11 protein-coding genes are annotated in these 12,808 nt (G+C 69.7%); 5 read left to right on the top strand and 6 right to left on the bottom strand.

Translation table 11 applies throughout. From position 1 onward, the window contains the following. Positions 1–69 precede the first annotated feature (69 nt). The 3 genes from ACIBTM_RS33265 to galE all read left to right on the top strand — a co-directional run bounded on the left by ACIBTM_RS33265 (position 70) and on the right by galE (position 3,038). Positions 70–789, top strand: coding sequence for a metal-dependent transcriptional regulator (locus ACIBTM_RS33265; protein WP_016332755.1), 720 nt, complete (start codon positions 70–72; stop codon positions 787–789). Next, positions 786–1,967: a galactokinase gene (gene galK / locus ACIBTM_RS33260; protein WP_395881105.1), complete on the top strand. Its 1,182-nt coding sequence runs from the start codon at positions 786–788 to the stop codon at positions 1,965–1,967. The genes ACIBTM_RS33265 and galK overlap by 4 nt, the downstream gene beginning before the upstream one ends. A gap of 117 nt (positions 1,968–2,084) precedes the next feature. Then, on the top strand, positions 2,085–3,038 hold the full coding sequence (gene galE, locus ACIBTM_RS33255) for a UDP-glucose 4-epimerase GalE (RefSeq protein ID WP_395881301.1): 954 nt from the start codon (positions 2,085–2,087) through the stop codon (positions 3,036–3,038). Here the strand turns inward: galE and ACIBTM_RS33250 are convergent. The 3 genes from ACIBTM_RS33250 to ACIBTM_RS33240 form a co-directional block, all read right to left on the bottom strand. Then, the gene (locus ACIBTM_RS33250) at positions 3,013–4,077 is read right to left on the bottom strand and encodes a DUF4192 domain-containing protein (protein WP_395881104.1); all 1,065 of its coding nucleotides are present in this window, start codon (positions 4,075–4,077) and stop codon (positions 3,013–3,015) included. The two genes, galE and ACIBTM_RS33250, sit on opposite strands and share 26 nt — an antisense overlap. A gap of 149 nt (positions 4,078–4,226) precedes the next feature. Continuing rightward, positions 4,227–5,081: a M23 family metallopeptidase gene (locus tag ACIBTM_RS33245; RefSeq protein WP_395881103.1), complete on the bottom strand. Its 855-nt coding sequence runs from the start codon at positions 5,079–5,081 to the stop codon at positions 4,227–4,229. A 155-nt stretch (positions 5,082–5,236) separates the two neighbouring features. Next, positions 5,237–7,048: a Xaa-Pro dipeptidyl-peptidase gene (locus ACIBTM_RS33240; protein WP_395881102.1), complete on the bottom strand. Its 1,812-nt coding sequence runs from the start codon at positions 7,046–7,048 to the stop codon at positions 5,237–5,239. An 83-nt stretch (positions 7,049–7,131) separates the two neighbouring features. Here ACIBTM_RS33240 and ACIBTM_RS33235 point away from each other — a divergent pair, with 83 nt between their 5' ends. Continuing rightward, positions 7,132–8,697 (top strand): DUF4139 domain-containing protein, encoded by a 1,566-nt coding sequence (locus ACIBTM_RS33235; protein ID WP_395881101.1) that lies wholly within the window; start codon positions 7,132–7,134, stop codon positions 8,695–8,697. Positions 8,698–8,780: 83 nt separating this feature from the next. On the opposite strand, the gene ACIBTM_RS33230 is transcribed toward ACIBTM_RS33235, so the two are convergent. Genes ACIBTM_RS33230 through ACIBTM_RS33220 form a run of 3 tightly spaced genes read right to left on the bottom strand, consistent with a single transcriptional unit; the run spans position 8,781 to position 10,659 of the window. Further along, positions 8,781–9,212 (bottom strand): CBS domain-containing protein, encoded by a 432-nt coding sequence (locus tag ACIBTM_RS33230; protein ID WP_016332748.1) that lies wholly within the window; start codon positions 9,210–9,212, stop codon positions 8,781–8,783. 47 nt (positions 9,213–9,259) lie between these two features. Further along, complete coding sequence (locus ACIBTM_RS33225) at positions 9,260–9,742, bottom strand: hypothetical protein (RefSeq protein ID WP_395881100.1); 483 nt, start codon at positions 9,740–9,742, stop codon at positions 9,260–9,262. Then, a complete protein-coding gene (locus ACIBTM_RS33220) occupies positions 9,739–10,659 on the bottom strand; it encodes a neutral zinc metallopeptidase (RefSeq protein WP_395881099.1) in 921 nt (306 codons plus the stop codon). The genes ACIBTM_RS33225 and ACIBTM_RS33220 overlap by 4 nt, the downstream gene beginning before the upstream one ends. 85 nt (positions 10,660–10,744) lie before the next feature. Here ACIBTM_RS33220 and ACIBTM_RS33215 point away from each other — a divergent pair, with 85 nt between their 5' ends. Then, on the top strand, positions 10,745–12,751 hold the full coding sequence (locus ACIBTM_RS33215; protein WP_395881098.1) for a prolyl oligopeptidase family protein: 2,007 nt from the start codon (positions 10,745–10,747) through the stop codon (positions 12,749–12,751). Positions 12,752–12,808: the final 57 nt, after the last annotated feature.

Genomic DNA, 12,808 nt, shown 5'->3' with positions numbered 1-12,808 from the left:
TGGGGGACTTTTCCCGCCTCGGCGCTTGTTCTCCCCACGCCTGCGTCGCTGTCGGTGCCAGCGACTACGATGAGCAACGCGGACGAAGGGGACAGCGTGAACGATCTCATCGACACCACAGAGATGTACTTGCGTACCATCTACGAGCTTGAAGAAGAAGGTGTCGTCCCGCTGCGGGCCCGGATCGCGGAGCGGCTGCAGCAGAGCGGCCCGACCGTGAGCCAGACCGTCGCCAGGATGGAACGCGACGGATTGGTCGTGGTCGCGGACGACAGGCACCTGCAGCTGACCGAGCACGGTCGCGAACTCGCCATCGCGGTCATGCGCAAGCACCGGCTGGCCGAGCGCCTCCTGGTCGATGTCATCGGCCTGGAATGGGAGCACGTCCACAACGAGGCCTGCCGCTGGGAACACGTGATGAGCGAGGCCGTCGAGCGCAAGCTGGTCAAGCTGCTCGACCACCCCACCACGTCGCCCTACGGCAACCCGATCCCGGGGCTGGACAAGCTCGGCGACGGTGATCCCGCCCCGCCCGCCGAAGCCGACCTCGTGCGGCTCGACGAGTTCGCCCGTATGGGTGGCGGCGAGGTCGAGATCCGCCGCATCGCCGAGCACGTGCAGCTGGACGAGACGCTGATGACGGAGCTCAAGTCGGTCGGCATCGTGCCCGGCAGCCGGGTCAAGGTCGGCAAGACGGCGCCCGGCGGGACCATCGAGGTCACCGGCGGGAGCAGCACCGCGCAGGTTCCGGTCTCGGCGTTGCACGCCGTGCTGGCGCAGGCCAGGTGAGCGCCGCGTCCGACGCCGCGGAGACCTTCCAGGCCCTCCACGGCCGGGCTCCGGCCGGCGTCTGGTCCGCACCGGGCCGGGTGAACCTGATCGGTGAGCACACGGACTACAACGACGGTTTCGTGCTGCCGTTCGCCCTCCCTCACCGGCTCGCCGCCGCGGCGACGCCGCGCGAGGACGGTGTGCTGACCGTGGCCACCCTCGGCTCGGACGGCCGGGTGCAGGAATCCGGGCCGCTCACCATCGCCGATCTGCGACCCGGCTCGGTCGAGGGGTGGGCCGCGTACCCGGCCGGGGTCGCGTGGGTGCTGCGGGACCAGGGCCTCGACCGCGGCGCGGACGTGACGATCGCGGGGGACGTGCCCTCGGGGGCGGGACTGTCCTCCTCCCACGCGCTCGAATGCGCGGTCGCGCTCGCCCTTCTGGGACTGGCGGGTATCACCCCGGGGGCCGGCACGGGTTCGCCGACCCTGCACGAGGTGGCGCGCTGGGTGCAGCGTTCGGAGAACGACTTCGTCGGGGCGCCGACCGGCCTGCTCGACCAGACCGCTTCCCTGTGCTGCACGGAATCGAACGTGCTGTTCCTCGACGTCCGCTCCGGCGAGATGGAGCAGGTGCCGTTCCCGCTGGAGGAATCCGGCGTCCGGATCCTGATCATGGACAGCCGCACGAAGCATTCGCACGCCGAGGGCGGCTACGGCGAACGCCGCAGGGGCTGTGAGCGCGCGGCGGAACTGCTCGGGGTGAAGGCGCTGAGGGATATCGGCGTCGACGGGCTGGACACCGCGCTCGCCAAGCTGCCGGACGAGCTCGTGCCTCTGGTACGTCACGTGGTGACGGAGAACCAGCGCGTCCTCGACACCGTGGCCCTGTTGCGCGCGGGCCGGATCACCGAGATCGGCCCTCAGCTGGACGCCTCGCACGTGAGCATGCGCGACGACTACCGGATCTCCACCCGCGAACTCGACCTCGCCGTCGATTCGGCCCGCGAAGCCGGGGCGCTCGGCGCGCGGATGACCGGCGGCGGCTTCGGCGGGTCGGCGATCGCGCTGGTCCGCGAGTCCGATGTGGACGCCGTCGGCCGAGCGGTGAAAACCGCCTACGAAGCGGCGGATCTGCGTCATCCCAGGCTGTTCACCGCCGTGCCGTCGCGTGGCGCGGGCCGCGACGACCGTTAGCCGCCGCACCACCCCCGGACGCGCCCGGTACCCGGGGGCGAGGACACTGGGCCGCGACCGCATCCGCAGCAGAAAGGCGCGAACGTGACCGACGAACCGACCAAGACCCTGAAGCTGATGGTGACGGGCGGAGCCGGTTATGTGGGCAGCGTCTGCGCGGCCCGCCTCATCGAGGCCGGGCACGACGTCACCGTGGTCGACGACCTCTCCACCGGGCACGCCGACGCGGTGCACCCGGACGCGAACTTCGTCGAGGGTGACGCCGCCGAAGTCGCCCGGCGCCTGCTCGGCGACGGCTTCGACGGTGTCCTCCACTTCGCCGCCAAGTCGCTGGTCGGCGAATCGATGACGGATCCGGCGAAGTACTGGGAAGGCAACGTCCTGACCTCGCTCCGTCTGCTCGAAGCGATGCGCGACCACGGCACGAAGCGGCTGGTGTTCTCCTCCACCGCGGCCACCTACGGCGAACCCGAGTCCTCCCCCATCCCGGAGACGGCGCCGACCCAGCCGACCAACACCTACGGCGCGACGAAGCTGGCCATCGACCACGCGATCACGTCGTTCTCGCGCGCCCACGGCATCGCCGCGGTCAGCCTGCGCTACTTCAACGTCGCCGGCGCCTACGGCTCCTTCGGCGAGCGGCACACCACCGAAACCCACCTGATCCCCCTCGTGCTCCAGGTCGCCACCGGGGACCGCGAGCGGATCCAGATCTTCGGTGACGACTACCCGACCTCGGACGGCACCGCCATCCGCGACTACATCCACGTGGTCGACCTCGCCGACGCGCACCTGCTGGCCCTGCGTCACGCGGCCGACGGCGAACACCGGATCTACAACCTCGGCAGCGGCACCGGTTTCTCGGTGCTCGAGGTGATCGAGGCATGCCGCCGGACCACCGGTCACGAGATCCCCGCCGCGGTCGCGCCGCGCCGCGCGGGCGACCCGTCGGTGCTGGTGGCCTCCAGCGAGCGGGCCGGTGTCGAACTCGGCTGGAAGCCCGAGCGCACCGACCTCGACGGCATCGTGGCCGACGCGTGGGCGTTCACCCGGTCCCGCCGGAACGCCTGAGCCTGATCTCCGGTGCTCCTTCGGCTTGCTGCCGCAGGACCACCCCGATCAGATCGGACGGCGGCACCATCGCGTTGAGGGCCGTGTTCAGCAGCTTCGCCAGCTCGTGTCCGGGGTCGGCCTCACCGGCCCTGGCCAAGGCCATCCCGGCGGTCGCCAGGTCTCCTCGGACATAGGCGGCGTGCGCCTTCAGGACCAGCGCCTCTGCCACTTCGGGTGCCGGGAGTTCCCTGGCCAGGGTGAGCCAGAGGTCCTCCGCCGCGCGAGCGAGCGATGAATCCGCGGGGACGGCGGTGAGCAGGCAGGCGCCGCGGACCTCGACCAGGGAAAGCGCCCAGGCCAGCCGGACGGCCTGGTCGTCGGTGATCGACCGATCGCCGCCGTCCGCGCGGGTGAGGGCGGCGTTCACCTCGGCGACTCCGGCCGGGACGGGATCTTCCCCTCGCCACGGCGGATCGGCCATTCTGATGAGGCGATCGGCACGTCTGGCGAGTGTCTCCGGCGCGACGGGGTCGAAGAGCCGCTCAAGCTCGTCACGGCTCGCGTGGGTGACCTGCCCGGCACCGGTGACGACCGCGGCGGCCACCGAGTCCCGCGGGTCCGGCAGGATCCCGCCGCAGGTCCTTTCCCGGTAGCAGCCCCAGCGCACGTCGGCGGCGATACGGGGCGCCCACACCGAATGCGTCAGCGAGATCTCGTACTCGGCCAGCGAGGCTTCCAGCCGCCGGATGAACCGGCGGCGCGGTGGCCGCCCCGCCTTGTTCGCGGTGCCACCGCCGACCACCGCGACGGTGGCACCGGTATGGCCGGTCACGGCGAGCCTGATCGCCAGGTCACGCGCCTGGTCTTGTTCCAGGCCCGGCGGTGGCAGATCCACGCGCATGACGAAGCCTTGCTTCATCCGTCCTGGGCCGCGCAGGCCGAAGACGACGACGGAGTCCTCGGGGTGGAATCCGAGGAGGTACGGGATCGCGGCGAGCAGGTCCGCCGGATCCGTCAGATCGACCTTGGTCCTGCCGGTCGGGGTGGAAGTGGTCATGCCCCCACCCTGCGGCGGGAATGGGGCCGCTGGGTGGGGGCGGGACACATCTGTGGACAACCGGGACCGTTGTGGACAACCGCCGCGGAACCGATCGGGGGACGCCGATCCTGTCGCCTGCGTGATCTACAGTGCCCGGCCCCGCGGGATCAGCCGCAGTGTTCGAACGGGCTCTCGTAGGCGTTGGAACCGACCGAACCGCCCCACTTGACGCAGGTCGAGGCGGCCGTCTTCGTCACCGGTCCGGCGTAGTAGGTGAAGCTGCCGGAGTCGGTCACGCGAGCCGAACCCTGCACCTCGAGGAACGCCGAAACCGGCGAAGCGGTGCCGAGCGAAACAGCCTTCAGCGTGGTGACGCAGTTGGCCTTGGTCGAAGCGTTGTACAGCAGGTAGGTGGTTCCCGAACCGTTCGCGAGCCCCTGCGAGTCGACGACCGAGAAACCGCTGCCGCACACCTCGGTGGCCTCGTACGGGTTGCCGCCGCACGAGTTCTTGCTGGTGAAGTTCGTGTGGCCGTAGTACGGCACCGCGACCCCGTTCAGCACCGCCTTCTGCACCACTCCGTTGAGCCGCTCTTCGAAGTGCAGGTGGGGGCCGGTCACCCCGCCGGTCGCGCCGGCCGTGCCGATCTGCTTGCCGAGGCTGACGGCCTGGCCGACCGAGACGGACTGGGTCGAAAGGTGGGCGTACCGGGTACGCCAGCCGCCACCGTGGTCGATCTCGACCCAGCGCCCGTAGCTCGTGCTGCCTTCGTTGGCGACCCGGGTGATGGTGCCGCCCGCCGACGCCAGCACCGGCATCCCGGTGATCCCCGACTTCTGGAAGTCGACCGAGTTCGCCGGGCTGTGCCCGCTGAACGTCGCCGCCGTGACCGTGACGCCGCATTTGAAGGGGACCTGGAAGTTCGGGGCGGCCGACGCCTGCGTCGTGCCGGCGAGGGTCAGGCCGAGCGCGGGGAGAACGGTGGCCGCGGCGAGCACTGCGAAACGGCGCAACCTGGACATGGAGACCTCCATCAGGTGGGGAAGCCGGACAGGACGGAGCAAAGCCGGGGGAAATACATTTTCCGTACAAGCCCGAGGTCGGGTCGGCGTTTTCCGCCCGGAACGCCGGATGCCACGTCCCAGGTGGGACGTGGCATCCGGAATTACCGCTCTGCTCAGCCGAAGGCGGCACGCAGCGCGGGCTTGCCGCCCGCCACCGGCAGCACCAGCGAGGTGCGGTTCAGCTCGACCGAGACACCGGCGCCCGGCTTCGGCCGGAGCGTGTAGTCGTGGTCGCTGGAGGCCACCAGGAACTCGATCTTGTGCCCGGCCGCGAGCAGGTAGTCCTTCGCGACCAGTTCCACCTCGACCTTGTAGTTCTCCCCAGGAGTGATCGGGTCGGTGCGGGCGGGGTCGCGCCGGTTCTGCGGGTCGGTCCAGCCCCGGGTGATCACCTTCGCCGTCCCGTCCGGAGCGCGGTCGAGAAGCACCGCGGTCACGTTCGCGGCCGGCTTGTCGAAGGTCAGCGACAGATCGGTCTTCACGGTTCCGGAAAGCCGCACAGGCTGCTTCGCCGCGGTGGTCGAGTACAGCAGCCTGTTGCCCGACGAGGCCGCGGCGGCCAGCTGTTCGATCGTCTTGCTCGCGTCGTCCGCCAGCGTCTCGACGGCGGCCTTGCCCGGAACGGGGTTGCGTGTGTCGAGCTTGCCCTTCGAGGAACCGCCGGGCCACGGGTAGAGCTTGACGTCCTGGGTGCCGGGCAGCGGCCACTCCGGCTCGTCCACCCACGACTTGTCCTCGCGCTGGATGGTGGCCTTCGGCTCACGCTCGATGCCGTTGTCGATGCCGTAGAGGTAGTGCGACATCCACTTGTTCAGCGTGGCGAGCCAGACGTCGCGGCGGAGGCTGTACGGGTCGGCGTGCCCGGCCTGGTGCAGCCAGATCTTGTGCTCGACACCGTGCGCCTTGAGCATTTCGTACCAGCGGGTGCCCTGGTCGGTCTTGACGTTCCAGTCGCCGAGGCCGTGCACCACGAGCACCGAGGCACGCACCTTGTTCACGTCGTTGCGGTAGTTCCGCACGTCCCAGAAACGGCTGTAGTCACCGGTCACCCGGTCCTGGTCGACGGCGATCCGGTCGATCAGCGGACGGCAGACCGCGCGATCCTGGCGCGTGTAGACGTACTCCGCGAGCACGTCCGCGTCCTCGCCCTGGAAACCGCCGGCCGCGACGACGGCCCCGTCGTTGCGGTAGTAGTCGTACCAGCTGGAGATCGCCGCGATCGGGACGATCGTCTCCAGCCCCTCGACGCCGGTGCTGGCCACCGCGTTGGGCAGCGTCCCGTTGTAGGAGACGCCCGTCATGCCGGTCTTGCCGGTGCTCCAGTCCGCGATCGCGGCCTTGCCCGCCGCGTCGCGTGCCGTCGCACGGCCGTTCAGCCAGTCCACAATGGACTTCGCGCCGATGGTCTCGTTGACGTCGCCGGTGCTCGGGCAGCCGGTGGACTGGCCGCTGCCGAGCGACTCCCCGTACACCACGGCGAAACCGCGAGCGGTGAAGTAGTCCTGGTAGCGCCAGCTGATCGGTGCCGCGTTCGGGCCGACGGTCTTCGTCGCGATCCGCGGACCCGCCGGGGCGCGCTTCGCGCCGGGCACGTACAGCTCCACGTCGACGTTGTGGTTCGCGACGTCGTTGCCGCCCGCGTAGTACGGGCTGGCCTGGTAGACGACCGGGACCTTCATGCCCTGCTGTGTCGCGCGAGGCCGCACGACCTCCGCGTGCACGAGGTCGTCCTTGCCGTCGTGGTCGCTGTCGACCGGCGCGGTGACCCAGACGTTCTCCCGGATGACGTCCGCCGGGTCGAACACCGGCTGGGCTTGGCCGTCCTTGAAGACCGGCGCCGGCGGCGCGTCGGCTTGAGCGGGCAACGCCGTCGCCGGAAGGACCAGGACGGCGGTGAACAGGGCAGCGAGCCTGGCGACTCTCACAAGACCCCCAAAAGGCTGGTGGGCAAGACGAAGCTGAGGCTTCCGGCCACCCGAACGAGTGTCAAGAGACTAACGTCGGGGGCATGCCGAGCACCCTGGAAGCACCGATCGTCGCCGTCACCGTCTATCCGCACCACGCCCGGATCACAAGGCGGGCTTCGGCGGCTCTCGACGGGGAAACGCGTTTCGCGTTCGCGGGCCTGCCGTGGAACCTGGACACCGATTCGGTCCGCGTCACCGGTTCCGGCCCGGCGGTCATCGCCGGGGTCGACGTCGCCGTCGAGCGCCATCCCGCGCCCGCGGACGCTTCCCTGCGCGCGCTGACCGAACGGCGAAGGGCCGATCAAGCGGTGGTCGACGAGGTGGCGGACGCTGTTTCGGCGGAGACCGCGAAGGTCGATCTGCTGACCGGGCTGGCGACGCGCAGCGGCAAGAGTTTCGCGAAGGCGCTCGCGGAGGGCACCGCGGAACCGCCCCGTGTCGCGGAGGTCACCGACGCGCTCGGCGCGCAACTGGCCGAGGCGCTCGGGAAACGGCGCGAACTCGGCATCCGCCTCGCCCGGCTCCGCGACGACCTCAAGGCGCTGGACCGCGAGATCGAGGCGAAACAAGGCCAGTCCGAAGTGGACAGCGCGACGGTGACGGTCGAGCTGGAGCCCCGGGAGGACGGCGCGGAAATCGGCCTCGAACTGTCCTATGTGGTCGCGAACGCGAGCTGGGAGCCGGGTTACGACGTGCGCGTCCGCGGCGAGGACGTCTCGCTGACCTGGTACGGGCGGATCACCCAGCACACCGGTGAGGACTGGCCGGAATGCGAGCTGGCCCTCTCGACCGCGCGGCCGGCGAACACCGTGGAAGTGCCGGAACTCGAGCCGTGGTTCCTCGACCGCGTACGTCCGGTCCAGCCGTTGATGGCGCGCGCGGCGTACGGCAGCGCGTCACCCGCGGGTGGCGGGATGCCGGAGTCGGTGGGCATGCCGGCACCCGCCGCCCCCGCGATGGCGATGCGGACCGCGTCCGTCGAACAGGGCACGACCGCGGTCACCTACCGGCCCGGACGCCCGGTGGCGGTGCCGTCGGGGGCGCAGGGCCACCGCACGACGCTCGCGCAACTGGAACTGACGGCGAAACTGGGCTACATCACCGCTCCGGCGGTGTCCCCGGAAGCGTTCCTGAGGGCGGCCGTGGTCAACACTTCGGAGCACACTCTGCGGCCGGGGAAGGCGTCGGTGTTCCACGAGACGGAGTTCGTCGGCACCACACGGCTGGACGTCTGGGCGCCGGGTGAGGAGCTCGAACTCGCCCTCGGCGTGGACGACCGGATCCGGGTCGAGCGCGAACTCACGCACCGCACGGCGAGCAAGGCGACACTGTCCGGCGTCCGCAAACGGGAAGCCGCGTACACCACGACGATCGTCAACCACAGCCCGCGCGAAGCCGTCGTGACCGTGCTGGACCAGGCGCCGGTCTCCCGGGACGACGCGATCACCGTCCGGGACGTGCGCACCACGCCGGAGCCGGTGGAGCGGACCGAACTGGGTGAGTTCACCTGGCGGCTGACGCTCGCTTCGGGCGCGAAGGGCGTCGTGACGCTCGGGTACCGGGTGGACGTCGCGAAGGGGGTCGAGCTGTCGGGGTGGCGTGAGTAGCCGTCCCCGGATGCTATGAACGGTCCGTTCCTTGCAAAATTTGCAAGGAACGGACCGTTCATAGCGCTTGCCGGGAGGCGGGATCAGCCCTGGGAGATGTACGCCTCCAGCTGTTCCTGACTCTTCTCCAGCTGTTCCATCCGGGTCTTCACGACGTCGCCGATACTCACGATCCCCGCGAGCCTGCCGTCCACCACGACCGGGACGTGCCGGATGCGGCGTTCGGTCATCAGGACCGACAGCTGGTCCACCGAGTCCTCGGGGGTGCAGCTGGCGACCATCTTCGTCATGATCGCGGACACCGATCCGTCGAGCAGCTGGGGTCCGCGCTCGTTGAGCCGCCGCACCACGTCCCGTTCGGAGACGATCCCGACGATCCCGCCCTCGGGGTCGACGACCACCAAGGCGCCGACGTTGTGCTCCGCCAGTCTCTCGAGCAGTTCGGTTACGTTCGTCTCCGGCGAGACGGTCGCGACGGCCGCCCCCTTGTTCCGCAACAGATCGGAAATCCGCATACGCGCTCCTCCCGGATGGGTGACCTGAGTCACTCCAGGTTATGGCCTCACCGCCGTGCGCGAAAGTCCGGAGAGTCCGGTTCGATACCGAGCCTGTCGGCGAGCGCGCTGTACGCCTCGATGATCCCTAGGCCATAGGGGTCGTCGCCGAGCGCGCCGAGTGTCCCCCGCCCGAGCGCCCAGTGCGCCTTCGCGGACTCGTGCTCGCCGAGTTTGCGGTAGTCCTCGGCGAGGTTCAGGTGCAGCGAGGGATAGAACCCGCGCACGGCGAGCGTCGCGTGGTACTCCTTGGCGCGTTCGTCGGTGAGGGAATCCGCCGCGGCGAGCGCGCGGAGATCCCAGGAGAGCTCGTCGGCCGGATCGTCGCAGACATCGGCCATGTAGTGCGCGAGCGCGCACCGGTGCAGCGGGTCGCCGTCTTCGCCGATCCGTGCCCACAACGCCGCGAACTTCTCACGCGCGCCGTCGCGGTCGCCGGAGATGTGCAGCTGGAGGCCGGTGTTGATCTCGGCCATCACCTCGTCGGTCATTTGACGTCCGAGGCGGGCGCCGCCCAGGTGTTGCACGCCGACGTCGTCTTCCCGGAGAACCCGGACTTGGCCCATTTCAGCTGGTTACGACGGCTGCCGTGGGTGTCGCTGTCGTCGGCGCGGCCGTAGTCGTCGAGGGCGGCGTTGGCCAGCGATTTGCTGATCGAGCCGCGACCGGCGGCGGCCGCGAGGGCGAGCGCGCCGAAACAGTTCGCCTGCAGCTCGATGCGGCGGACCAGCTCCTTGTCGGCCGGGCTGTCCTCCCCCGGCGACGACATCTTCTCCGCGGCCGCCGACAGGATCCCGCTGGACCGCTGGACGTGGTGGCCGTACTCGTGGGCCATCGTCGCGAGGTGACGGGACCGTTCGAGGCCCGCGTCGCCGAGCATCCACTGGGTCGGCGCGTAGATCGTGGTGTCGCCGCCGCAGTAGTAGGCGACGGCTTCGTTCTCGCTCGGCGCCTTCCCGCACGCGCTGGTCTCGGGCAGCGTCACCTGCACGGTCGCCGTCAACGCGGGCTCGTTCGCCTGGTCCAAGGCGGGTTTCCAGGATTCGGCGAGACAGGACACGAAGGTCTTGTAGTACGTCTCCAGTTTCGCGGGCTCGCGGCTGATCGCGGGCAGGCGGCAGGTGACGGCGCCGAGCGCGATCCCCTCCGCCAGCAGCGGGTTGGTCTCCAGCTCCCGCACCTCCTTGGGCGCGGGCTTCGCGTTCGCGGCGGGTGCTTTGGCCCCTTCGGAGGTGTACACGCCGGACGCCGGGAGAGCTTGACCGTCGATCTTGCGCGGTCCGCCCGCCATCGCCATCCCGGTGGTGGTCAGCGCGGCGACGATGAGCAGGCCGACGACGGCCGCCCCCGGGTTCCGGCGAGGCGGCGAGGGCGCGAACGGTCTGGGTACCTCGTCGGTGCCGGTCATGGTGTCCCCCAAACGTGCGAGCCCACAGCATACGGAATGCCACACCTGGTGGCGCCGGGACGGAGCACCCGGCGAGACTGTGGGCATGAGTGACGAGGACCCGTACCTGTGGTTGGAAGACGTGACCGGCGACGAAGCGCTGGACTGGGTGCGAGCCCGTAACGCCGAGGCGCTGGCGGAACTGTCCACCGGTGAGCGGTTCGCCGGGATCCGTGACGAGGTCCGCGAGGTCCTCGACGCCGACGACCGGATCCCGTACATCCGCCGCCGCGGCGAGTACCTGTACAACTTCTGGCAGGACTCGGCCAACCCTCGTGGCCTGTGGCGCCGCACCACCCTGGAGCAGTACCGGCTCGACACCCCGGAGTGGGAACTCCTGCTCGACGTCGACGCCCTGGCCGAGGCCGACGGCGAGAACTGGGTGTGGCAGGGCGCGGCCGTCCTCCGTCCGGGGTATCACCGCGCGTTGGTCGAACTGTCGCGCGGAGGCGCCGACGCGACCGTGGTCCGCGAGTACGACCTCGACGAGCGCCGTTTCGTCGACGACGGGTTCTTCGTCCCCGAGGCCAAGACCAGGATCGGCTGGATCGACCACGACCGCGTCTACATCGGTACCGATTTCGGTCCGGGGACGCTGACCAGTTCGGGCTATCCGAGGCTGGCGAAGGAATGGCGGCGCGGCACGCCGCTCGAAGAGGCGACGGTGGTCTTCGAGGGCAAACCGGACGACGTCTCGGTGTCGGCGCACCACGACCCGACCGAGGGCTGGGAACGCGACTTCGTCTACCGGTCGATCGACTTCTACCGCACGGAAAGGTATGTCCGGACGGCCGCCGGTCTCGACCGCATCGAGGTCCCCGAAGACGCCCAGACGTCCTCGCACCGTGAGTGGCTGCTGATCCGGCTTCGCTCGGACTGGACCGTCGAAGGCACGACGTACCCCTCCGGCGCCCTGCTCGCCTCCGGCTTCGATGCCTTCATGGCGGGCGAGCGCACCTTCACGACCCTCTTCACCCCGGACGCGCACACGTCGCTGGAGTACTGGGTGTGGACGCACAACCACCTGCTGCTCTCGACGCTGTCCGACGTACGGACGGAACTGCGCGTGCTCACGCCGTCCGACGGCTGGACCTCCCAGCCGCTCGCCGGCGCCCCGGAGCTCGGCACCGCGCAGATCACCGGAACCGACCCCGATGTCAGCGACGAATACCTGCTCGACTCCAGCGGTTACACCCAGCCGTCGACGTTGAGCTACGGGCACGTCGGCGGTGACGTCGAGGTCCTCAAACGCGCTCCGTCGTTCTTCGACAGCGAAGGCATGACGGTCTCGCAGTACTTCGCGACGTCCGAAGACGGCACGAAGATCCCGTACTTCGTCGTACGCCCGTCCGGTGCCGAAGGCGGGCCGACGCTGCTGACCGGTTACGGCGGCTTCGAGGTCTCACTGACCCCCGGCTACAGCGGCGTCATCGGCCGCGGCTGGCTCGCGCGGGGCGGCACCTACGTCGTCGCGAACATCCGCGGCGGCGGCGAATACGGGCCGGACTGGCATACGTCGGTGACCAAAGCCAAGCGGTACAAGGTGTACGAGGACTTCTCGGCCGTCGCCGCCGACCTCGTCGAGCGTGGGATCAGCGAGCCGTCCCGGCTCGGGATCCAGGGCGGCAGCAACGGCGGGCTGCTGATGGGCGTCATGCTGACGCGCTACCCGCACCTGTTCGGCGCGATCGTGAGCCAGGTGCCGCTACTCGACATGAAGCGGTATCACAAGCTCCTCGCGGGCGCGTCGTGGATGGCCGAGTACGGCGACCCCGACGATCCGGCGGAATGGGACTTCATCGGAAAGTACTCGCCATACCAGAACGTCCGCGGCGAAGGCGAGTACCCGCCGGTCCTGTTCGTCACCTCCACCCGGGACGACCGGGTGCATCCCGCGCACGCGCGCAAGATGGTCGCGCGGATGCTGGAGCAGGGGCACGACGTGCGGTACCACGAGAACATCGAGGGCGGGCACGGCGCGGCGGCCGACAACGAGCAGCTGGCGTTCAAATGGGCGCTGATGTTCGAGTTCCTGTGGGAGAAGCTCGCCTGACGTGTCATGAAAGGGTCGTTCAGGACATCTTTCGTCCTGAACGACCCTTTCATGACA

The sequence above is a fragment of the Amycolatopsis sp. NPDC049868 genome, assembly GCF_044461365.1.
Taxonomy (GTDB): domain Bacteria; phylum Actinomycetota; class Actinomycetes; order Mycobacteriales; family Pseudonocardiaceae; genus Amycolatopsis.
The sequence above is the reverse complement of the archived record's forward strand: the minus strand, read 5'-3'. Positions and strand labels throughout refer to the sequence as shown.